The sequence below is a fragment of the Escherichia sp. MOD1-EC5990 genome (genome assembly GCF_002965285.1).
Lineage (GTDB): Bacteria > Pseudomonadota > Gammaproteobacteria > Enterobacterales > Enterobacteriaceae > Escherichia > Escherichia coli_F.
Window position 1 is genome coordinate 1 of record NZ_PTRV01000036.1, and the last position, 22,002, is coordinate 22,002.

At 54.0% G+C, this 22,002-nt stretch carries 19 protein-coding genes and 1 riboswitch; of the genes, 10 read left to right on the plus strand and 9 right to left on the minus strand.

Annotation, left to right across the window (positions count from 1 at the left end; all coding sequences use genetic code 11):
• Positions 1–547 precede the first annotated feature (547 nt).
• Both purH and purD read left to right on the plus strand, forming a co-directional pair.
• Entirely contained in the window at positions 548–2,137 is a 1,590-nt protein-coding gene (gene purH, locus BEB42_RS24520; RefSeq protein ID WP_001187550.1) for a bifunctional phosphoribosylaminoimidazolecarboxamide formyltransferase/IMP cyclohydrolase, read from the plus strand.
• Between the two features lie 11 nt (positions 2,138–2,148).
• Positions 2,149–3,438: a phosphoribosylamine--glycine ligase gene (gene purD / locus BEB42_RS24525; protein ID WP_000866831.1), complete on the plus strand. Its 1,290-nt coding sequence runs from the start codon at positions 2,149–2,151 to the stop codon at positions 3,436–3,438.
• Here purD and zraR read toward each other — a convergent pair.
• On the minus strand, positions 3,435–4,760 hold the full coding sequence (zraR, locus tag BEB42_RS24530) for a sigma-54-dependent response regulator transcription factor ZraR (RefSeq protein WP_000148527.1): 1,326 nt from the start codon (positions 4,758–4,760) through the stop codon (positions 3,435–3,437). The genes purD and zraR overlap by 4 nt on opposite strands.
• Complete coding sequence (zraS, locus tag BEB42_RS24535) at positions 4,757–6,133, minus strand: two-component system sensor histidine kinase ZraS (RefSeq protein ID WP_001211881.1); 1,377 nt, start codon at positions 6,131–6,133, stop codon at positions 4,757–4,759. The genes zraR and zraS overlap by 4 nt, the downstream gene beginning before the upstream one ends.
• 237 nt (positions 6,134–6,370) lie before the next feature.
• Here zraS and zraP point away from each other — a divergent pair, with 237 nt between their 5' ends.
• On the plus strand, positions 6,371–6,790 hold the full coding sequence (gene zraP / locus BEB42_RS24545; RefSeq protein ID WP_001296714.1) for a zinc resistance sensor/chaperone ZraP: 420 nt from the start codon (positions 6,371–6,373) through the stop codon (positions 6,788–6,790).
• A gap of 1 nt (position 6,791) precedes the next feature.
• Here zraP and BEB42_RS24550 read toward each other — a convergent pair whose 3' ends face one another.
• From BEB42_RS24550 to nudC, 6 genes are all read right to left on the minus strand, one after another.
• Positions 6,792–7,487, minus strand: a complete 696-nt coding sequence (locus BEB42_RS24550; RefSeq protein ID WP_032243492.1) for a DUF1481 domain-containing protein — start codon at positions 7,485–7,487, stop codon at positions 6,792–6,794.
• A gap of 12 nt (positions 7,488–7,499) precedes the next feature.
• Positions 7,500–7,772 (minus strand): nucleoid-associated protein HU-alpha, encoded by a 273-nt coding sequence (gene hupA / locus BEB42_RS24555; protein ID WP_001044513.1) that lies wholly within the window; start codon positions 7,770–7,772, stop codon positions 7,500–7,502.
• Positions 7,773–7,958: 186 nt separating this feature from the next.
• Complete coding sequence (locus BEB42_RS24560; RefSeq protein ID WP_000940106.1) at positions 7,959–8,549, minus strand: YjaG family protein; 591 nt, start codon at positions 8,547–8,549, stop codon at positions 7,959–7,961.
• 42 nt (positions 8,550–8,591) lie between these two features.
• Positions 8,592–9,263 (minus strand): deoxyribonuclease V, encoded by a 672-nt coding sequence (gene nfi / locus BEB42_RS24565; protein ID WP_000362388.1) that lies wholly within the window; start codon positions 9,261–9,263, stop codon positions 8,592–8,594.
• Positions 9,264–9,419: 156 nt separating this feature from the next.
• Positions 9,420–10,484: a uroporphyrinogen decarboxylase gene (hemE, locus tag BEB42_RS24575; RefSeq protein ID WP_000137643.1), complete on the minus strand. Its 1,065-nt coding sequence runs from the start codon at positions 10,482–10,484 to the stop codon at positions 9,420–9,422.
• A 39-nt stretch (positions 10,485–10,523) separates the two neighbouring features.
• The gene (nudC, locus tag BEB42_RS24580; RefSeq protein ID WP_000373940.1) at positions 10,524–11,297 is read right to left on the minus strand and encodes an NAD(+) diphosphatase; all 774 of its coding nucleotides are present in this window, start codon (positions 11,295–11,297) and stop codon (positions 10,524–10,526) included.
• Between the two features lie 94 nt (positions 11,298–11,391).
• Between nudC and rsd the strand changes: the two genes are divergently transcribed.
• From rsd to thiH, 7 genes are all read left to right on the plus strand, one after another.
• Positions 11,392–11,868: a sigma D regulator gene (gene rsd, locus BEB42_RS24585; protein WP_000934302.1), complete on the plus strand. Its 477-nt coding sequence runs from the start codon at positions 11,392–11,394 to the stop codon at positions 11,866–11,868.
• 51 nt (positions 11,869–11,919) lie between these two features.
• Positions 11,920–12,020, plus strand: a riboswitch (TPP riboswitch).
• Positions 12,021–12,100: 80 nt separating this feature from the next.
• Positions 12,101–13,996, plus strand: a complete 1,896-nt coding sequence (thiC, locus tag BEB42_RS24590; protein WP_001276894.1) for a phosphomethylpyrimidine synthase ThiC — start codon at positions 12,101–12,103, stop codon at positions 13,994–13,996.
• A complete protein-coding gene (gene thiE, locus BEB42_RS24595; protein ID WP_000284578.1) occupies positions 13,996–14,631 on the plus strand; it encodes a thiamine phosphate synthase in 636 nt (211 codons plus the stop codon). The genes thiC and thiE overlap by 1 nt, the downstream gene beginning before the upstream one ends.
• Positions 14,624–15,379, plus strand: a complete 756-nt coding sequence (gene thiF, locus BEB42_RS24600; protein ID WP_032185276.1) for a thiazole biosynthesis adenylyltransferase ThiF — start codon at positions 14,624–14,626, stop codon at positions 15,377–15,379. The genes thiE and thiF overlap by 8 nt, the downstream gene beginning before the upstream one ends.
• Positions 15,363–15,563, plus strand: coding sequence for a sulfur carrier protein ThiS (gene thiS / locus BEB42_RS24605; protein WP_001166248.1), 201 nt, complete (start codon positions 15,363–15,365; stop codon positions 15,561–15,563). Before thiF ends, thiS begins: the two co-directional genes overlap by 17 nt.
• Before the next feature lies 1 nt (position 15,564).
• Positions 15,565–16,335, plus strand: coding sequence for a thiazole synthase (thiG, locus tag BEB42_RS24610; RefSeq protein ID WP_000902350.1), 771 nt, complete (start codon positions 15,565–15,567; stop codon positions 16,333–16,335).
• Positions 16,332–17,465 carry a 2-iminoacetate synthase ThiH gene (gene thiH / locus BEB42_RS24615; RefSeq protein WP_000847478.1) on the plus strand — a complete coding sequence of 378 codons (1,134 nt, stop codon included), beginning with the start codon at positions 16,332–16,334 and terminating at the stop codon, positions 17,463–17,465. Before thiG ends, thiH begins: the two co-directional genes overlap by 4 nt.
• A 241-nt stretch (positions 17,466–17,706) precedes the next feature.
• Here thiH and rpoC read toward each other — a convergent pair whose 3' ends face one another.
• Positions 17,707–21,930 carry a DNA-directed RNA polymerase subunit beta' gene (gene rpoC / locus BEB42_RS24620; RefSeq protein WP_000653947.1) on the minus strand — a complete coding sequence of 1,408 codons (4,224 nt, stop codon included), beginning with the start codon at positions 21,928–21,930 and terminating at the stop codon, positions 17,707–17,709.
• Between the last annotated feature and the right edge of the window lie 72 nt (positions 21,931–22,002).

A 22,002-nucleotide genomic window follows, 5' to 3' on the forward strand; every position in this document is an offset into this window, starting at 1 on the left:
TTTTTCGTCTTGCGACGTTAAGAATCCGTATCTTCGAGTGCCCACACAGATTGTCTGATAAATTGTTAAAGAGCAGTTGCGACGCGGCTTTCAGCTCACTGTCGCGAGGTGGCGTATATTACGCTTTCCTCTTTCAGAGTCAACCCTGAATTTCAGGATTTTTCTCTTCAACCGAACCGGCTGTTTGTGTGAAGTGATTCACATCCGCCGTGTCGATGGAGGCGCATTATAGGGAGTTCTCCGCAGGCCGCAATAGAAAAATTGCAGAAAAATGACTGACTGCTGCATTCCCCAGCAAAACCCCGCCTTATACCTTTTTACGCACAGAGTTATCCACAATCGTTACTGTGATTTCTATATTTTTCCCACGGTAACCACAGTCAAAATTGTGATCGCTATTGAAAAAGAAAAATTCGCGAGCGTTGCGCAAACGTTTTCGTTACAATGCCACCGCAAAACAAGGATGCCCCGTAAGGGGCGTTAGCTGAGTTTTTCGCGAAAAATTCAGCTAACGCTCTCTGTAATAGTCAAATCCAGGGGATTTACCATGCAACAACGTCGTCCAGTCCGCCGCGCTCTGCTCAGTGTTTCTGACAAAGCAGGTATCGTCGAATTCGCCCAGGCACTTTCCGCACGCGGTGTGGAGCTGCTGTCTACAGGGGGCACTGCCCGTCTGTTAGCAGAAAAAGGTCTGCCGGTAACCGAAGTTTCCGATTACACCGGTTTCCCGGAGATGATGGATGGACGCGTGAAGACCCTGCATCCAAAAGTGCATGGTGGCATTCTGGGCCGTCGCGGCCAGGACGATGCCATTATGGAAGAACATCAGATCCAACCTATCGATATGGTAGTTGTTAACCTCTATCCGTTCGCCCAGACCGTTGCCCGTGAAGGCTGCTCGCTGGAAGATGCGGTTGAGAACATCGATATCGGTGGTCCAACGATGGTGCGCTCCGCCGCCAAGAACCATAAAGATGTCGCAATCGTGGTGAAGAGCAGCGACTACGACGCCATTATTAAAGAGATGGATGCCAACGAAGGATCGCTGACGCTTGCAACCCGTTTCGATCTCGCTATCAAAGCCTTCGAACACACCGCCGCCTACGACAGCATGATTGCCAACTACTTCGGCAGCATGGTTCCGGCTTATCACGGTGAAAGCAAAGAGGCCGCTGGTCGCTTCCCGCGTACACTGAACCTGAACTTCATTAAGAAGCAGGATATGCGCTACGGCGAGAACAGCCACCAGCAGGCTGCCTTCTATATAGAAGAGAATGTGAAAGAAGCCTCCGTTGCCACCGCAACCCAGGTTCAGGGTAAAGCCCTCTCTTATAACAACATCGCCGATACCGATGCGGCGCTGGAGTGCGTGAAAGAGTTCGCCGAGCCGGCATGTGTGATTGTGAAGCACGCCAACCCTTGCGGTGTGGCTATCGGCAATTCCATTCTTGATGCTTACGATCGCGCGTATAAAACCGACCCCACCTCTGCGTTCGGCGGCATTATCGCCTTTAACCGCGAGCTGGATGCTGAAACCGCACAGGCCATCATTTCTCGTCAGTTTGTCGAAGTGATTATTGCACCGTCCGCCAGCGAAGAAGCCCTGAAAATCACAGCCGCTAAACAGAACGTACGTGTCCTGACCTGCGGTCAGTGGGCCGAGCGTGTTCCAGGCCTTGATTTCAAACGCGTGAACGGCGGTCTGCTGGTTCAGGATCGTGACCTGGGGATGGTTGGTGCAGAAGAACTGCGCGTCGTCACCAAACGTCAGCCGACCGAACAGGAGCTGCGTGATGCGCTATTCTGCTGGAAAGTGGCGAAGTTCGTGAAATCCAACGCTATCGTCTATGCCAAAGGCAATATGACCATCGGGATTGGCGCAGGCCAGATGAGCCGCGTGTACTCCGCGAAAATCGCCGGTATTAAAGCCGCCGATGAAGGCCTGGAAGTGAAAGGTTCGTCAATGGCTTCTGACGCGTTCTTCCCGTTCCGCGACGGTATTGATGCCGCGGCCGCTGCGGGCGTGACCTGCGTAATCCAGCCTGGCGGTTCTATCCGTGATGACGAAGTGATTGCCGCCGCCGACGAGCACGGCATTGCGATGCTCTTCACCGACATGCGCCACTTCCGCCATTAATGGAGCGACAGATGAAAGTATTAGTGATTGGTAATGGCGGGCGCGAGCACGCACTGGCCTGGAAAGCGGCCCAGTCGCCGCTGGTTGAGACTGTTTTTGTTGCTCCGGGTAACGCAGGCACTGCACTGGAACCCGCGCTGCAAAACGTCGCTATCGGCGTGACCGATATCCCGGCACTGTTGGATTTCGCGCAAAATGAAAAGGTAGACCTGACCATCGTCGGCCCGGAAGCACCGCTGGTGAAAGGCGTGGTCGATACTTTCCGCGCCGCCGGGCTGAAAATCTTCGGACCAACCGCAGGCGCCGCACAACTGGAAGGCTCGAAAGCGTTTACCAAGGATTTCCTGGCCCGCCATAAGATCCCTACGGCGGAATACCAGAACTTCACCGAGGTAGAACCTGCACTGGCGTATCTGCGTGAGAAAGGCGCGCCAATCGTCATTAAAGCGGACGGTCTGGCTGCCGGGAAAGGCGTTATCGTAGCGATGACGCTGGAAGAAGCCGAAGCGGCCGTTCACGACATGCTGGCAGGCAACGCTTTTGGCGACGCGGGTCATCGTATTGTTATCGAAGAGTTCCTCGACGGCGAAGAAGCGAGCTTTATCGTGATGGTGGACGGTGAGCATGTGCTGCCAATGGCCACCAGCCAGGATCACAAACGCGTAGGCGATAAAGATACCGGGCCGAACACGGGCGGGATGGGCGCTTACTCCCCTGCGCCAGTGGTGACCGATGAAGTTCATCTGCGCACGATGGAACGTATCATCTGGCCAACCGTGAAAGGCATGGCGGCGGAAGGCAACACCTACACCGGTTTTCTCTATGCGGGCCTGATGATCGACAAACAGGGTAATCCGAAGGTTATCGAATTTAACTGCCGCTTTGGCGATCCTGAAACCCAGCCGATTATGCTACGCATGAAGTCCGATCTGGTTGAGCTTTGCCTGGCGGCCTGTGAAGGTACGCTTGACGAGAAAACGTCCGAGTGGGATGAACGCGCTTCTCTCGGCGTGGTGATGGCTGCGGGTGGATATCCGGGCGATTACCGCACCGGCGATGTGATCCACGGCCTGCCGCTGGAAGAAGTGTCTGACGGCAAAGTGTTCCACGCGGGCACAAAACTGGCGGATGACGAGCAGGTGGTAACCAGCGGCGGGCGCGTACTGTGCATCACCGCGCTGGGTCATACCGTGGCAGAAGCGCAGAAACGCGCTTATGCCTTAATGACCGATATCCATTGGGACGATTGCTTCTGCCGGAAGGATATCGGCTGGCGCGCCATCGAACGCGAGCAGAACTAACGCGACAGTTTTGCCAATAGCGTTTTGCGCGTAATCCCTAACTGACGGGCGGCTTCGGTTTTGTTGCCGCCCGTTTTCTCCAGCGCCGCCAGAATCACTTCTTTTTCGACTTCCACCAGCGGCTGAATATCCTGACTTTGCACCAGCGGGATCGGCGTACTGGCAATCGCCAGCGGCAGCTCGCGTTCGGAAATATATTCCCCGGTCAGCAGCACCACCGCCCGTTCCACCGCGTTTTCCAGTTCACGAATATTTCCCGGCCAGTCGTAGTGAATCAGCAGATCCATCGCCTGGGGAGTAAACCATTTTACCGCCTTGCGATTGCGTTCGGCAAAGCGCTGCAGAAAATGGTTAGCCAGCAGAGGAATATCTTCCCGCCGTTGCCGTAGCGAAGGTACTTCAATCGCCACCACATTCAGGCGATAGTAGAGATCCTGACGAAAACGCCCGGCCTTTACCTCAGCGGCAAGATCGCGATGAGTCGCCGCAATCAGCCGGACATCAACCGAGATACTCTGATTGCTACCGACACGCTGGACTTCGCGCTCCTGAATCGCACGCAGTAGACGAACCTGCATCATCGGTGAGATATCGCCAATTTCATCGAGAAACAGCGTGCCGCCGTCTGCCTCCACAAAGCGCCCTTCCCGCCGTTTGTCGGCTCCGGTAAACGCCCCTTTTTCGTGACCGAACAATTCAGATTCCAGTAAGGATTCGTTGAGTGCCGCACAGTTGAGCGTTACCAGCGGCTTTTCACTCCGTGCGCTACTGGCGTGAATCGCCCTGGCGACCAGCTCTTTACCAGTGCCGGAATCGCCGTGGATCAGCACCGTGGCTTCCGATGGCGCGACAAGGGCGATTTCACTGAGCAGGTGTTGCATCGCCGGGCTTTTACCGACCATACCGAACTGGCTGGCAGACACCGCAGGCGTTTCAGCATCAACACTGTGCGTATGCACAAGCGCCTTTTCCAGGGTTGCCTGCAGGTTATCGAAATCCAGCGGCTTGATGAGATAATCCAGTGCCCCGGTTTTCAACGCCTCTACCGCCGTCTCGACGCTGGAGTACGCGGTCATAATCAATACCGGAATTGCCGGATTTAACGCTTTGATCTCTTTCAGCGTGGCGATGCCATCCATCTCTGCCATTCGCACATCACAAAGCACAAGATCAAAAACCTGTTCCCGCACTTGCTCCAGCGCTTGTCGCCCGCTGTTCGCCAGCGCGACGTTATAGCCCCAGCCGCGCAGCAATGCCTGCAAGATAGTGCAGTGGCTAATGTCATCATCCACCACCAGAATATCGATATTATCGTGCGTCATCCTTGTGGGTCCTTACGCGTAATATTGACCGGAAGCCAGAGGGTGAACGTTGCACCTTTCCCCTCCTGGCTTACGACCTGAATTGTACCACCGTGTTGTTCAACAATATTATGCACAACCGCCAGCCCCAGTCCGGTGCCTTCGGCTTTGGTGGTGAAGTACGGGGTGAAGATGGCTTCAAGCTGATCCGCCGCAATTCCCTTACCGCTGTCGGTTACGCTTATTTTAACGCCTGCGCTGCTTTCGCTGGCCGTCACGCTAATCACGCCATGCTGACCAATAGCCTGAATAGCATTGAGATAGAGATTCAACAGGACCTGAGTCAGTCGGTCCGGATCGGCCTGTATCTCCGGCAATGCGTCGTTGGCGGTAAAGCGTAATTGGATCTCCCTACTGTTTGCATCCTGGCTTACCAGTTGTAATGAGTGGTTAATCAGCGTGTTGAGATCCACCGCCTGCAAAGCAAGATGCGTTGGCTTAACCAGCTCCAGCAGCTCGCTTACCACGCGGTTTAAACGGTCGGCTTCTTTCGCCATCACCTGCGCCAATTGATGCGCTTCTCCTCCTGCTGGTGCGCGTTCGGCAAAATATTTCGCCAGCCCTTTAATCGAGGAAAGCGGATTACGGATTTCATGGGCGACACCTGCGGCCAGATGTCCCAGCGCCACCAGCTTCTCTTTGCGCTTCATTTCATCCTGTAACAGCTGGCGCGAGCGAAGATAGCGGCGATACCAGAAGAATGACAACACGCTTGCCAGCAAGACCGTCGCCAGGGCGAAGAGGATAATCAGGGTGTTTCTCTGCTCACGCTCTTCGGCACTCACAATGTTACTGGCGTCGAAAGCGATAAAAATTGCTTGTGGTGTCGCGGCATACTGCTGCATATGGCGCATCCGGTGCATTCCAGCAGCAAACATCGGTTGAAACTGGCGATAAATTTCCAGAACAGGCTCGCCGTCTGCGCTATCGATCCGCCGCCACGCTTCTTCGTCTCCCGGATGTAACTGCTGCATTTCCTGCGGGGAATAAAGCTGTTTTCCCACCATGCCGGAGTTGCTATGCATCACGATTGTTCCTTGTTCATCCGTGACCGCAAACCAACGCACTCCTGGCTGCCCAGCCATTTCTTCCAGTAAAGCCTGCTGCTGCGCATGATGCATGCGCATCCCCATACCGACGCGCGAGCCGGATTCGAGAGCGCGGATAAGTACACTGCCTTTTTCCAGCAGAGTTTGTCTGGCGGCGGCAGTCTCGCGCCCATAATCGCGAATCACGGTCACCGCAAACAACCCCACCAGTCCAACAATGACTACGGGAAGGATCGCGCTTAACCATTTTGCTAAGGCATCTTTTGATCGCTGCATAAAACGCATCTTCTTCTTTGCCTGTTCATCCCTTTTTGACAGCAGAAATCATGCCATCTTTTATTAGCACTTACCCTGCGCTTTAACACAAAGGCTTAAGTTTCAATGAGTAAAAATGACTCGCTACACACAGCAGGCGAGTCATTTTTACTCGTTTATCATGTCATATTGCCCGTCATATCAGCGTTTCGCCGTTGGCACGAAAGATGCAATACCCGAAGTAAGACAACCACTGGAGGATTAACCATGAAACGGAACACGAAAATTGCCCTGGTGATGATGGCGCTTTCAGCAATGGCGATGGGATCGACATCTGCATTTGCTCACGGCGGACACGGTATGTGGCAGCAAAATGCCGCGCCTTTGACCAGCGAACAACAGACAGCGTGGCAGAAAATCCATAATGACTTTTACGCTCAAAGCAGCGCACTGCAACAGCAACTGGTGACGAAGCGTTATGAATACAATGCCCTGTTAGCCGCGAACCCACCGGATAGCAGCAAAATTAACGCGGTCGCCAAAGAGATGGAGAATTTGCGTCAGTCGTTAGATGAGTTACGGGTGAAACGAGATATTGCGATGGCTGAAGCGGGTATTCCGCGCGGTACCGGAATGGGTTACGGCGGCTGCGGTGGTGGCGGTCATATGGGTATGGGCCACTGGTAAATCAGAACGTTTTCTCGTTGGGTTGCCAGCGACAGAAATCAGAGTTTGCCACTAACAGTAATTGCGAACCTTCGGGCGCTTCCAGCCATGCCACGCTGACATCAACAGAAGAGCGGCTCTGGCGGCGCTCGATATGCGCTATCGCCTGCGAATCTAAATCAGGTTTAATGGTTTGCCCTTCGCAGGTGGTCACGGTCTGTTCCATCGCATGCCAGCGCCCCTGGCGCAGCACGACTCTCCCCTGACGTAAGGCATCGCTAATCTGGCGGATCTGATCAGCACGATAACGGTATAAATCGATTTGGTCGTTAGAAAGCTGCTGTTTTTCCCCGTCGGATTCACGTTGCATAAAGCTCAGATCGCCGCGATCGTCAAAACGCGCGCGAATATTCACCGGCGGTTTGCTGTAAACATTGATATTGATAAGCGTGAGGTTATCGCCCTGCCAGCGATACTCTCGTGTCGTGGTATCGCCACTGCGCCACGGGCTAAACACAGCAAGCAGATGCACATTATTGCCACTGTCTTTTCGCCAGATACGTACCGCGCCCTGATCTTCAGCAAATCCACTGGCGGTAAAGGGAGGAAGTGAAGAGTTGTGACTACAGGCAGTGAGAAACAGAGCGCCCGCCAGCATCAATGATCGACGCCAGAAAGACAAAAGGGGTGAAACCACCCCTTCGTTAAAACTGTTCACTGCCACGCAATCTTACTTAACTGCGTCTTTCAGTGCCTTGCCAGAAACAAATGCCGGCACGTTAGCTGCGGCAATTTTGATTTCTTTACCGGTCTGCGGGTTGCGGCCAGTACGCTCAGCGCGGTGGTTCACTTTGAAGGTACCGAAACCAACCAGTTGTACAGCATCGCCTTCTTTCAGAGACTCAGTAATTGCAGCCAGAGTGGACTCCAGAGCAGCTTTAGCCTGGGTTTTGGACAGTTCTGCTTTCTCTGCAATTACATCAATCAGTTGAGTCTTGTTCATAAGTTATCCTTACAATGTGTTTATCGCTTGCTAAGCATCGAGTGCGACGGAAATGCCAGAATAGCACTCTCCTGCATACACGCACCGATAGCCACTTTTTTTCGCCCCCCAAATGTAGACCAGACGGGGGGCGAAAGGGAAGACTCCAGGTATGACAAATCAGGCGTTAAATCACGTTTTCTGGTCTTATTGCTGAAAAATTATACCAATATTGCTCTCGCCCGCCTCACGCAGGTCTGCCCTAAGGCCTTTTATCAGCTCGATATCGCGTTCTTCGCACTCAGCTAAAAGTCGGAATATTTCCCACTGAATGTCCCACTCTTGCTCTACAGCTGGGTTTTCTTTGAGCTCTTCATCGCTCATTTCACGGCCAGCCTGAGTCATTTCCAGCATCGCCACGGTCGTGATGGAGGTCTTACTCACTTCTACCGCGTGTTCGAGCGTTTCGCCACTCAAACGCGAATGGACCAGTTCACTTAACGCCACGCAGGCATCGATTGCCGGATAAACGCCGTACAGATCGAAATCGTCCGCTGAAGGAATCGCTTCTTCAAATTTCTCCAGTTGGCTATCGAAATTCACTTTTGCGTCTTTGACGGTCAGTGTTTCCCAGATGAGATCGAGAATGCGGCGGTAAATTTGCCCATCACCAAAACCGGTTTGCTGGCAGAACATGGCGTAATTGGGGTACATGCGTTCGCATAAGCAAGCCATGAAAGTGACGTGCTGCCAGCTTTCCAGGCGCTCCAGACGCAGATGAATTGGGTTTTGTAACATGTTGAGTTCTCAAATACGGAAATTATCCGCAGTTTACCTGAATTAGGGCTGATTTGCTGTATAGCGCACGAACGCCGGACGTTCCGAGGCCACCGCGTCTGCCCAGCGCGTTGGCTCCGGCAGACGATAGCCTTTCATGCAGCGTTGTACCCACGCCAGCGCGCTGTCCACGCTGACCCGATGACCGGTAGCGATAAACAACGGGTTACAGCGCGCTTTGCTGCGCCAGACCCATGCCAGCTGCTCGCCTTTATCCATCAGTGGGGCCAGCGCGCCCGGTTCGCTGGAGAGCGGTTCGAATTTACCGCAGAGCCGTTTTTTCGCTACGCCAATGGTCGGCACATCCACCAGCAAACCAAAGTGGCTGGCGACGCCAAGACGGCGAGGATGCGAGATCCCGTGACCATCGACAAACACTAAATCCGGCTTTTGCGACAGCATCTCCCACGCTGCCAGCAGCGCAGGATATTCGCGGAAGGAGAGAAAACCTGGAATGTAAGGCATGGTAGTGGCGATGCGGGCCACTTTATACTCCACCAGCTCAAGCGAGGGGTATTTCAACAGCACCATCGCCGCTCGCGTCACTTCTCCGCCCTGCTCAAACCCGACATCGGCTCCGGCGATCAGATCCGGCGGATCTTTATCAAGTCGATCCTCGCGGATCACAGAAGAAGCCAGTTCGATTTGTTGAGCGCGTAATGACGCGAGATCCATAATCGCTCCTTAGAGCCTGGTCCACCAGGCGTAATTGTTGAAGGCAGTTTGAGGCCGGACAGCGCGGAAAAACCGGAGCGTACACGTAGTACGTGAGGATTTTGAGCACTGCCCGGCCTCAAAATGGCAAATAAAATAGCCTGATGGACCAGGCTCTTAGCGGTGATACTGTTCAGACAGGCGATGCACAGCCTCCACAAACACGCCAGCATGTTCTGGCGGCACATCCTGGTGAATGCCGTGACCAAGGTTAAATACATGACCTTCGCCGTGACCGAAACCTGCAAGTATAGTCGCGACTTCTTCTTCAATGCGGGCAGGTGGCGCGTACAGCATCGACGGATCCATATTACCCTGCAGCGCGACTTTATTGCCCACGCGGCGGCGCGCATCGGCGATATCCGTTGTCCAGTCGAGGCCCAGCGCATCGCAACCCGTTTCCGCCATAGCTTCCAGCCACTGTCCACCGCCTTTGGTAAACAGGGTGACCGGTACACGGCGACCGTCGTTTTCACGCAGTAAACCATCAACTATTTTATGCATGTAATAGAGCGAGAACTGTTGATAATCGCACCCGGTGAGCACGCCGCCCCAGGTATCGAAGATCATCACGGCCTGAGCACCAGCTTTAATTTGCGCATTCAGATACAAAGTGACGCTTTTCGCCAGTTTATCGAGCAGAGCGTGCAGCGCCTGTGGATCGGCATACATCATCTTTTTGATCACGGTGAACGCTTTGCTGCTGCCACCTTCCACCATATAGGTCGCCAGCGTCCACGGGCTGCCGGAAAAACCAATCAGCGGCACTTCGCCTTTCAGTTCGCGGCGAATAGTACGCACCGCGTTCATCACATAACCCAGCTCATCTTCCGGGTCCGGAATTGGCAGTTTATCAACGTCAGCTTTGCAGGTGACTGGCGAGGTAAAACGCGGACCTTCTCCGGCTTCAAAATAGAGCCCTAACCCCATCGCGTCCGGCACGGTGAGGATATCGGAAAAGAGGATCGCCGCATCCAGCGGATAGCGACGCAGCGGTTGCAAAGTCACTTCGCACGCCAGCTCTGCATTTTTGCACAGCGACATAAAATCGCCCGCCTGGGCGCGCGTGGCTTTATATTCCGGTAGATAGCGACCCGCCTGGCGCATCATCCATACTGGAGTGACATCAACGGGCTGGCGCAGCAGCGCCCGCAGATAACGATCGTTTTTGAGTTCGGTCATTTTGGCTGTTCCTTAGTGCGTCAGGCGGTCAGTGTATCATCACTCATACTCTGCCCGACACATCGCCACCGTATCTTCTATCAGACGGCGCGCCACGGTGCCGGGCGGCGGAAGTAACGGTAAATCATCGTAGCGATACCAGTTCGCCTCGAGCAGCTCTTTCGGATCAATCACGATGTCGCCGCTGTCATATTCCGCCATAAATGCGGTCATCAGCGACTGGGGAAACGGCCACGGCTGGGAAGTCACGTACCGCAAGTTTTTAACTTTAATTCCGCTCTCTTCCATCACTTCCCGCGCGACCGCCTGCTCGAGGGTTTCGCCCACTTCGACGAATCCGGCAAGTACCGTATGGACACCGTTACGATGGCGGGTATGCTGGGCGAGGAGGATCGAATCATCGCGACGGATGGCAACAATAATGCAGGGGGCGATTTGCGGGTAGTAACGCTCACGGCAATGGCTGCACAGCATCGCCCATTCGGTTTTGCTCGGATACATTTCATGCCCGCAGTAACCACAGTATTTATGCGATCGGTAAAACTCCGCCAGTTGCACGCCACGTCCGGCCAGTTGAAACAGCCCAACATCGAGATCAATGACCTGACGTACCGACCCCATATCGTGACGCCGCTGCTGTTGTACTAACCAAACAGGTTCCCCCTGCCATTCGCCGATTTGTAGTGCGCGCTGACCCACAAGATCAAAATTTGCCGCTTCGCCATATGGCAATTCTCCCTTCGGCAACCATAATTTTTGTTCATGGCTGACGACCCACCAGCCGTGATCTAATTTTTCAATTATACGATCCATAGCTCTTGCACTACCTTTGCATCACTGGCATGTTTAACATGGTTTTTACATTTCTCACTGAGCAGTTTTTGAATACAAACTTGCGGAGTCAATCATGCTTAACCAGCTCGATAACCTGACGGAGCGCGTCAGAGGAAGTAACAAACTGGTTGATCGCTGGCTACATGTACGTAAGCATCTGCTCGTGGCTTACTACAATCTGGTTGGCATTAAGCCTGGCAAAGAATCGTACATGAGGCTAAACGAAAAAGCCCTTGATGATTTTTGTCAGAGCCTGGTCGATTACTTGTCTGCCGGACATTTCAGTATTTATGAGCGCATTCTTCATAAACTGGAAGGCAATGGGCAACTCGCACGCGCCGCGAAGATTTGGCCACAACTCGAAGCCAATACCCAACAGATTATGGATTACTACGATTCCAGCCTGGAAACCGCTATCGATCATGATAATTACCTTGAGTTTCAACAGGTTTTATCTGACATCGGCGAGGCCCTGGAAGCGCGCTTTGTGCTGGAAGATAAGCTGATTCTGCTGGTGCTTGACGCCGCCCGCGTCAAACATCCTGCTTGAGTTCTGCGCTGTTAACGCGTAATTTACATTCAACGCCCCGTTTGCGGGGCTAATTTCTTGTCGGAGTGCCTTAACTGGCTGAGACCGTTTATTCGGGATCCGCGGAACCTGATCAGGCTAATACCTGCGAAGGGAACAAGAGTTAATCTGCTATCGCATCGCCTTTGCGGCGATCGTCTCTTGCTTCATCCGTCGTCTGACAAGCCACGTCCTTAACTTTTTGGAATGAGCTATGTCTGCAACAAAACTGACCCGCCGCGAACAACGCGCCCAGGCCCAACATTTTATCGACACCCTGGAAGGCACCGCCTTTCCAAACTCAAAACGCATTTACATCACCGGCACACACCCCGGCGTGCGCGTGCCGATGCGTGAGATCCAGCTTAGCCCGACGCTAATTGGCGGCAGCAAAGAACAGCCGCAGTACGAAGAAAACGAAGCGATTCCGGTCTACGACACCTCCGGTCCGTATGGCGATCCACAGATCGCCATTAACGTGCAGCAAGGACTGGCAAAACTGCGCCAGCCGTGGATCGATGCGCGCGGCGATACCGAAGAACTTACCGTGCGCAGTTCCGATTACACTAAAGCGCGACTAGCAGATGATGGCCTCGACGAGCTACGTTTTAGCGGCGTATTAACCCCAAAGCGCGCCAAAGCAGGACGCCGCGTCACCCAACTGCACTACGCCCGCCGGGGCATCATCACGCCCGAAATGGAATTCATCGCCATTCGCGAGAATATGGGTCGCGAGCGCATACGTAGCGAAGTTTTGCGCCACCAGCATCCGGGAATGAGCTTTGGCGCACGTCTGCCGGAAAATATCACCGCGGAATTTGTCCGTGATGAAGTTGCTGCCGGACGTGCCATTATCCCCGCCAACATCAACCATCCGGAATCAGAGCCGATGATTATTGGTCGCAACTTTCTGGTGAAGGTTAACGCCAATATCGGCAACTCGGCAGTCACCTCTTCCATCGAAGAAGAAGTGGAAAAGCTGGTATGGTCTACGCGCTGGGGGGCGGATACAGTGATGGATCTTTCCACCGGTCGCTATATTCACGAAACTCGCGAATGGATTTTGCGTAACAGCCCGGTGCCGATTGGTACAGTGCCGATCTACCAGGCGCTGGAGAAGGTTAACGGGATCGCTGAAGATCTTACCTGGGAAGCGTTCCGGGACACGCTGCTGGAACAGGCCGAACAAGGTGTGGATTACTTCACTATCCATGCGGGCGTGCTACTGCGCTACGTGCCGATGACCGCGAAACGCCTGACCGGTATCGTCTCTCGCGGCGGTTCGATTATGGCGAAATGGTGCCTCTCCCATCATCAGGAAAATTTCCTCTATCAACACTTCCGCGAAATTTGTGAAATCTGTGCCGCTTATGATGTTTCGTTGTCCTTGGGCGACGGCCTGCGCCCCGGTTCTATTCAGGACGCCAACGATGAAGCGCAGTTTGCCGAGCTACATACGCTGGGCGAACTGACCAAAATCGCCTGGGAATATGACGTGCAGGTGATGATTGAAGGTCCAGGCCACGTGCCGATGCAGATGATCCGCCGCAATATGACCGAGGAGTTAGAGCACTGCCACGAAGCACCGTTCTATACCCTCGGGCCGCTAACTACTGATATTGCGCCGGGTTATGACCACTTCACATCGGGGATTGGCGCGGCGATGATTGGCTGGTTTGGCTGCGCGATGCTCTGTTACGTAACGCCAAAAGAGCATCTGGGTCTGCCTAATAAAGAAGATGTTAAGCAGGGGCTTATCACCTATAAGATTGCCGCCCACGCCGCCGACCTGGCGAAAGGGCATCCGGGCGCGCAAATTCGCGATAACGCCATGTCGAAAGCCCGCTTCGAATTTCGCTGGGAAGACCAGTTTAATCTGGCCCCCGACCCGTTTACCGCCCGCACTTATCACGATGAAACCCTGCCACAAGAGTCCGGTAAAGTCGCCCATTTTTGCTCCATGTGTGGGCCGAAATTCTGCTCGATGAAAATCAGCCAGGAAGTGCGTGACTATACCGCCGCGCAAACCATTGAAGTGGGAATGGCGGATATGTCGGAGAACTTCCGTGCCAGAGGTGGAGAAATCTACCTGCGTAAGGAGGAAGCGTGATGTATCAGCCTGATTTTCCTCATGTACCTTTTCGTTTAGGACTGTACCCGGTAGTGGATAGCGTACAGTGGATCGAACGTCTGTTGGATGCAGGCGTGCGTACTCTCCAGCTGCGCATCAAAGATCGGCGCGATGAAGAGGTTGAAGCCGATGTCGTGGCAGCAATTGCGCTGGGCCGCCGCTATAACGCGCGACTGTTTATCAACGATTACTGGCGGCTGGCGATTAAGCATCAGGCGTATGGCGTCCATCTGGGGCAGGAAGATTTGCAAGCCACCGATCTCAATGCCATCCGTGCAGCGGGCCTGCGGCTGGGCGTTTCGACTCATGATGATATGGAGATCGACGTCGCGCTGGCAGCACGTCCTTCTTATATCGCGCTAGGACATGTGTTCCCGACGCAAACCAAACAGATGCCTTCTGCACCGCAGGGGCTGGAACAGCTGGCACGGCATGTTGAGCGCCTGGCTGATTATCCCACTGTAGCGATTGGCGGTATCAGCCTGCCGCGCGCACCTGCGGTGATGGCGACAGGTGTTGGCAGTATCGCCGTCGTCAGTGCCATTACCCAGGCCGCAGACTGGCGTTTAGCAACGGAACAGTTGCTGGAGATTGCAGGAGTTGGCGATGAATGACCGTGATTTTATGCGTTATAGCCGTCAAATCCTGCTCGACGATATTGCTCTTGACGGGCAGCAAAAACTGCTCGACAGCCAGGTGCTGATTATCGGTCTGGGTGGGTTGGGTACACCTGCTGCACTATACCTGGCGGGAGCTGGTGTCGGGACGCTGGTACTGGCAGATGACGACGATGTGCATTTGAGCAATCTGCAACGACAAATCCTCTTTACGACTGAAGATATCGATCGCCCGAAATCGCAGGTCAGCCAACAGCGACTGACACAGTTGAATCCCGACATTCAACTGACAGCATTACAACAACGGTTAACGGGTAAGGCGTTAAAAGATGCGGTAGCACGGGCCGATGTGGTGCTCGACTGTACCGACAACATGGCGACTCGCCAGGAGATTAATGCCGCCTGCGTAGCACTTAACACACCGCTTATCACCGCCAGCGCGGTCGGATTTGGTGGTCAGTTGATGGTGCTGACACCGCCCTGGGAACAGGGGTGTTACCGCTGCCTGTGGCCGGATAACCAGGAGCCTGAACGCAACTGCCGCACGGCAGGCGTGGTTGGCCCGGTGGTCGGGGTCATGGGCACGTTACAGGCACTGGAAGCAATTAAGCTATTGAGTGGTATAGAGACCCCTGCGGGATATCTTCGACTGTTTGACGGTAAATTAAACCAATGGCGCAACCTGGCGTTGCGCCGCGCCAGCGGTTGCCCGGTATGCGGAGGAAGCAATGCAGATCCTGTTTAACGATCAACCGATGCAGTGCGTCGCCGGACTAACTGTTCACGAACTGCTGGAGCAACTCGATCAACAACAAGCAGGTGCGGCACTGGCGATTAATCAGCAAATCGTCCCGCGGGAACAATGGGCGCAACATATCGTGCAGGATGGCGACCAGATCCTGCTTTTTCAGGTTATTGCAGGGGGTTGAGATGTTACATATTGCGGACAAAACGTTTGATTCACATCTGTTTACTGGCACCGGAAAATTCGCCTCTTCACAACTGATGGTGGAGTCTATTCGCGCTTCCGGCAGCCAACTGGTGACGCTGGCGATGAAACGTGTCGACTTGCGCCAGCACAACGACGCTATCCTCGAACCGCTTATCGCGGCGGGTGTGACCCTGCTGCCGAATACTTCCGGGGCGAAAACCGCGGAAGAAGCCATTTTCGCCGCCCATCTGGCACGTGAAGCGTTAGGCACAAACTGGCTAAAATTAGAGATTCACCCTGACGCCCGCTGGCTGTTGCCCGATCCCATCGAAACCCTGAAAGCCGCCGAAACGTTGGTGCAACAGGGATTTGTCGTGCTGCCTTACTGCGGTGCCGATCCGGTGTTGTGCAAACGTCTGGAAGAAGTCGGCTGTGCAGCGGTGATGCCGCTCGGCGCGCCGATTGGCTCGAATCAGGGACTGGAAACCCGCGCCATGCTGGAGATTATTATCCAGCAAGCCACGGTTCCGGTGGTCGTTGATGCTGGCATTGGCGTTCCCAGCCATGCCGCGCAGGCGCTTGAAATGGGAGCCGATGCGGTGTTAGTGAATACGGCGATTGCCGTCGCGGACGATCCCGTCAACATGGCGAAGGCATTTCGTCTGGCGGTAGACGCCGGCCTGCTGGCACGTCAGTCCGGGCCGGGCAGTCGCAGTCATTTTGCTCATGCCACTAGCCCGCTGACCGGATTTCTGGAGGCATCGGCATGAAAACCTTCAGTGATCGCTGGCGACAACTGGACTGGGACGACATCCGCCTGCGAATCAACAGCAAAACGGCAGCTGACGTAGAGCGGGCGCTCAATGTTTCGCAACTCACTCGCGACGATATGATGGCATTGCTATCACCTGCCGCCGGTGAATACCTGGAACCACTGGCTCAACGGGCGCAGCGTCTGACCCGTCAGCGATTTGGCAACGTCGTCAGCTTCTACGTCCCGCTTTATCTTTCCAATCTTTGCGCTAACGACTGCACGTACTGCGGATTTTCCATGAGCAATCGCATCAAGCGTAAAACGCTGGATGAAGCGGATATCGCCAGGGAAAGCGCCGCTATCCGGGAGATGGGCTTTGAACATCTATTGCTGGTCACTGGTGAACATCAGGCGAAAGTGGGGATGGATTACTTTCGTCGTCATCTCCCTGTCCTGCGTGAACAGTTCTCTTCACTACAGATGGAAGTACAGCCACTGGCGGAAGCGGAATACGCCGAGTTAAAGCAACTTGGTCTGGATGGGGTGATGGTTTATCAGGAGACATATCACGAGGCGACATACGCCCACCATCATCTGAAAGGGAAAAAACAGGACTTCTTCTGGCGGCTGGAAACGCCGGATCGGCTGGGCCGTGCGGGGATAGATAAGATAGGCCTCGGCGCGCTAATCGGCCTTTCCGACAGCTGGCGCGTTGACTGCTATATGGTTGCCGAACATTTGCTATGGCTGCAACAACATTACTGGCAAAGCCGTTACTCTGTCTCCTTCCCGCGCCTGCGCCCGTGTACTGGCGGGATTGAGCCAGCGTCGATTATGGATGAACGCCAGTTAGTGCAAACTATCTGCGCCTTCCGCCTACTTGCGCCGGAGATTGAACTGTCACTCTCCACGCGGGAATCACCGTGGTTTCGCGATCGCGTTATTCCGCTGGCGATCAATAACGTCAGCGCCTTCTCGAAAACGCAACCTGGTGGCTATGCCGACAATCATCCGGAGCTGGAGCAATTCTCACCGCACGACGATCGCAGGCCGGAAGCCGTTGCTGCTGCATTAACTGCTCAGGGTTTGCAGCCGGTATGGAAAGACTGGGACAGCTATCTGGGACGTGCCTCGCAAAGGACATGAGACAGAATGTAAGAACGTAAATTTATTCCGAGCAGCTACGGAAGATGAAAAACGCAAGGTTGTTGAAAGCGTTGCGTTTTTTTATGTTAGTACCGTCAGCAGGAATGTTGTCCAGGGCGAAAAGCTTCTTCCTCGTTTCGCCCTGCCTTTCTTAATATTTCCCATGAAGAATTTGCCCTCTGAATAACACCCATAAAAAAACCCGCCGAAGCGGGTTTTTACGTTATTTGCGGATTAACGATTACTCGTTATCAGAACCGCCCAGACCTGCGTTCAGCAGTTCTGCCAGGCTGGCAGATGCGTCTTCTGCAGTCACCTGCGGTGCAGCCGGAGCTTCACCCGCAGCACGGCGACGCATACGATCCTGGTGGTACGCGTAACCGGTACCTGCCGGGATCAGACGACCTACGATAACGTTCTCTTTCAGGCCGCGCAGTTCGTCGCGTTTGCCCGCAACGGCTGCTTCGGTCAGCACGCGAGTGGTCTCCTGGAACGATGCCGCGGAGATGAAGGACTCGGTTGCCAGAGACGCTTTGGTGATACCCAGCAGATCGCGGGAGTAAGTTGCACCCACTTTGCCGTTCGCTTCCAGTTCGCGGTTTGCGATCTTGACGCGAGAGTATTCAACCTGTTCACCTTCCAGGAAGTCGGAGCTGCCCGCGTTAACGATGGTAGCTTTACGCAGCATCTGACGAACGATAACTTCGATGTGTTTATCGTTAATCTTAACGCCCTGCAGACGGTATACGTCCTGTACTTCGTTAACGATGTAACGAGTCACAGCATGAACACCACGCAGACGCAGAATGTCATGCGGCGCTTCCGGACCATCGGAAATTACGTCACCACGTTCTACACGTTCACCTTCGAACACGTTGAGCTGACGCCATTTCGGAATCATCTCTTCGTACGGCTCGCTACCGTCTACCGGGGTGATAACCAGACGACGTTTACCTTTGGTTTCTTTACCGAAGGAAACCACACCGCTGATTTCAGCCAGGATTGCCGGCTCTTTCGGACGACGTGCTTCGAACAGGTCCGCAACGCGTGGCAGACCACCGGTGATGTCCTTGGTACCGCCAGATTCTTGCGGAATACGCGCCAGGGTGTCACCAGAGCTGATCTGTACGCCATCTTCCAGCTGAACAATCGCTTTACCCGGCAGGAAGTACTGCGCAGGCATGTCGGTACCCGGGATCAGAACGTCGTTACCCTGAGCATCAACGATTTTCAGTGCCGGACGCAGATCTTTACCACCTGCGGTACGTTCTGCGGAATCCAGAACCACCAGCGAAGACAGACCGGTCAATTCGTCGGTCTGACGAGTAATGGTCTGGCCGTCGATCATGTCAGTAAAGCGTACAAAACCGCTTACTTCGGTGATAACCGGCATGGTGTGCGGGTCCCAGTTTGCAACGGTCTCGCCGCCAGCAACCTGTTCGCCATCGCCTTTCGCCAGTACTGCACCGTAAGGCACTTTATAGCTTTCTTTGGTACGACCGAATTCGTCGATCAATTTCAGTTCGGTGTTACGGGAAGTGATAACCAGTTTGCCGCTGGAGTTCACAACCGACTTCACGTTGCTGAGCTTGATGCTACCTTTGTTTTTCACCTGGATGCTGGATTCAGCAGCCGCACGAGATGCCGCACCACCGATGTGGAACGTACGCATGGTCAGCTGTGTACCCGGTTCACCGATGGACTGTGCCGCGATAACACCGATTGCTTCACCTTTGTTGATGATGTGGCCACGCGCCAGGTCACGACCGTAGCAGTGCGCACATACACCAAAGTCGGTGTCACAAGATACAACAGAACGTACTTTTACCGCGTCGACAGAGTTCTCTTCCAGCAGGTCACACCACTGTTCGTGCAGCAGCGTGTTGCGCGGAACGAGGATATCAGCAGTACCCGGCTTCAGAACGTCTTCAGCAGTTACACGACCCAGTACGCGATCGCGCAGCGGCTCTTTAACATCACCACCTTCGATAACCGGAGTCATCATGATACCTTCATGAGTACCACAATCGTCTTCGGTAACCACCAGGTCCTGCGCCACGTCAACCAGACGACGAGTCAGGTAACCGGAGTTCGCAGTTTTCAGTGCGGTATCCGCCAGACCTTTACGAGCACCGTGGGTTGAGATGAAGTACTGGAGTACGTTCAGACCTTCACGGAAGTTCGCGGTGATTGGCGTTTCGATGATGGAGCCATCCGGCTTCGCCATCAGACCACGCATACCCGCCAGCTGACGAATCTGTGCCGCAGAACCACGCGCACCGGAGTCGGCCATCATGTAGATGCTGTTGAAGGAAACCTGCTTCTCTTCCTGACCGTCACGGTTAATAACGGTTTCAGTTTGCAGATTATCCATCATCGCTTTGGATACACGATCGTTCGCCGCAGCCCAGATATCGATAACTTTGTTGTAGCGTTCGCCCGCAGTTACCAGACCAGACTGGAACTGCTCCTGAATCTCAGCAACTTCAGCTTCTGCCTCGGAGATGATTTCGTGTTTCTTCTCCGGGATGACCATGTCATCGATACCAACAGATGCACCAGAACGCGCTGCATATGCAAAGCCGGTGTACATGATCTGGTCCGCAAAAATAACGGTCGGTTTCAGACCGAGAATGCGGTAGCAGGTGTTCAGCATTTTGGAGATTGCTTTCTTACCCAGCGCCTGGTTGACAATGGAGTAAGGCAGACCTTTCGGTACAATCATCCACAGAATGGCACGGCCAACGGTCGTATCTTTCAGGCTGGTTTTCGCTACTAATTCACCGTTAGCATCTTTTTCATACTCGGTGATACGCACTTTAACGCGCGCATGCAGAGAGGCCAGACCAGAGCGATACAGACGTTCTGCTTCTTTCGGGCCAGTCAGCACCATGCCTTCGCCTTTGGCGTTAACACAGTCACGGGTCATGTAGTACAGACCCAGTACAACGTCCTGAGACGGAACGATGATTGGTTCGCCGTTCGCCGGGGACAGGATGTTGTTGGTAGACATCATCAGCGCACGCGCTTCCAGCTGGGCTTCCAGCGTCAGCGGTACGTGAACAGCCATCTGGTCACCATCGAAGTCGGCGTTATATGCCGCACAAACCAGCGGGTGCAGCTGGATAGCTTTACCTTCGATCAGTACCGGTTCAAATGCCTGGATACCCAGACGGTGCAGAGTCGGTGCACGGTTCAGCAGTACCGGGTGTTCGCGGATAACTTCGTCCAGGATATCCCAAACGACAGCTTCTTCGCGCTCAACCATTTTCTTCGCAGCTTTAATGGTGGTAGCAAGACCACGCAGTTCCAGCTTGCCGTAGATGAACGGTTTGAACAGTTCCAGTGCCATTTTCTTCGGCAGACCGCACTGATGCAGACGCAGGTATGGACCTACGGTGATTACAGAACGACCGGAGTAGTCAACACGCTTACCGAGCAGGTTCTGACGGAAACGACCCTGTTTACCTTTGATCATGTCGGCCAAAGATTTCAGAGGACGCTTGTTAGAACCAGTGATCGCACGACCGCGACGACCGTTATCCAGCAGGGCGTCTACCGCTTCCTGCAGCATACGTTTTTCGTTACGTACGATGATGTCCGGCGCAGCCAGATCCAGCAGACGTTTGAGACGGTTGTTACGGTTAATGACGCGACGATACAGATCGTTCAGGTCAGAAGTCGCGAAACGACCACCATCCAGCGGAACCAGCGGACGCAGATCTGGCGGCAGTACCGGCAGAACGGTCAGGATCATCCACTCTGGTTTGTTACCAGACTGAACGAACGCTTCCAGCAGTTTGATACGCTTGGTCAGCTTTTTACGCTTGGTTTCGGAGTTGGTTTCGTTCAGCTCTTCACGCAGCTGTTCGCACTCTTGCTCCAGATCCATGCTCTTCAGCAGAGCCTGGATTGCTTCCGCACCCATCTTCGCGTCGAATTCGTCACCGAACTCTTCCAGCGCATCCAGATACTGCTCTTCAGTCAGGATCTGCTGACGTTCCAGGTTGGTCATACCGCCTTCGATAACTACATAGGATTCGAAGTACAGTACGCGTTCGATATCGCGCAGCGGCATATCGAGCAGCAGGCCGATACGGGACGGCAGCGATTTCAGGAACCAGATGTGCGCAGTCGGGGAAGCCAGTTCGATGTGGCCCATACGCTCACGACGTACTTTGGTCTGGGTCACTTCAACGCCGCACTTCTCACAGATGACGCCACGGTGTTTCAGGCGCTTGTACTTACCGCACAGGCACTCGTAATCTTTTACCGGCCCAAAGATACGGGCGCAGAAAAGGCCGTCACGTTCTGGTTTGAACGTACGGTAGTTGATGGTTTCCGGCTTTTTAACTTCACCGAAAGACCATGAACGGATCATGTCTGGCGAAGCCAGAGCAATTTTGATCGCATCAAACTCTTCGGTTTTAGTCTGCGCTTTCAGAAACTTTAATAAATCTTTCACGGATTTGCTCCCGTCGGAGTTAGCACAATCCGCTGCCGGGTTTTACCCCGACAGCAGTGACCTGTTTGAGCG

Coding starts and splice junctions, on each gene's coding strand:
- thiH (WP_000847478.1), top strand. CDS start 16,332: ATGAAAACCTTCAGTGATCGCTGGCGACAACTGGACTGGGACGACATC.
- purD (WP_000866831.1), top strand. CDS start 2,149: ATGAAAGTATTAGTGATTGGTAATGGCGGGCGCGAGCACGCACTGGCC.
- nudC (WP_000373940.1), bottom strand. CDS start 11,297: ATGGATCGTATAATTGAAAAATTAGATCACGGCTGGTGGGTCGTCAGC.
- zraS (WP_001211881.1), bottom strand. CDS start 6,133: ATGCGTTTTATGCAGCGATCAAAAGATGCCTTAGCAAAATGGTTAAGC.
- zraR (WP_000148527.1), bottom strand. CDS start 4,760: ATGACGCACGATAATATCGATATTCTGGTGGTGGATGATGACATTAGC.
- BEB42_RS24560 (WP_000940106.1), bottom strand. CDS start 8,549: ATGTTACAAAACCCAATTCATCTGCGTCTGGAGCGCCTGGAAAGCTGG.
- hemE (WP_000137643.1), bottom strand. CDS start 10,484: ATGACCGAACTCAAAAACGATCGTTATCTGCGGGCGCTGCTGCGCCAG.
- hupA (WP_001044513.1), bottom strand. CDS start 7,772: ATGAACAAGACTCAACTGATTGATGTAATTGCAGAGAAAGCAGAACTG.
- purH (WP_001187550.1), top strand. CDS start 548: ATGCAACAACGTCGTCCAGTCCGCCGCGCTCTGCTCAGTGTTTCTGAC.
- thiC (WP_001276894.1), top strand. CDS start 12,101: ATGTCTGCAACAAAACTGACCCGCCGCGAACAACGCGCCCAGGCCCAA.
- thiS (WP_001166248.1), top strand. CDS start 15,363: ATGCAGATCCTGTTTAACGATCAACCGATGCAGTGCGTCGCCGGACTA.
- nfi (WP_000362388.1), bottom strand. CDS start 9,263: ATGGATCTCGCGTCATTACGCGCTCAACAAATCGAACTGGCTTCTTCT.
- rsd (WP_000934302.1), top strand. CDS start 11,392: ATGCTTAACCAGCTCGATAACCTGACGGAGCGCGTCAGAGGAAGTAAC.
- zraP (WP_001296714.1), top strand. CDS start 6,371: ATGAAACGGAACACGAAAATTGCCCTGGTGATGATGGCGCTTTCAGCA.
- thiG (WP_000902350.1), top strand. CDS start 15,565: ATGTTACATATTGCGGACAAAACGTTTGATTCACATCTGTTTACTGGC.
- thiF (WP_032185276.1), top strand. CDS start 14,624: ATGAATGACCGTGATTTTATGCGTTATAGCCGTCAAATCCTGCTCGAC.
- thiE (WP_000284578.1), top strand. CDS start 13,996: ATGTATCAGCCTGATTTTCCTCATGTACCTTTTCGTTTAGGACTGTAC.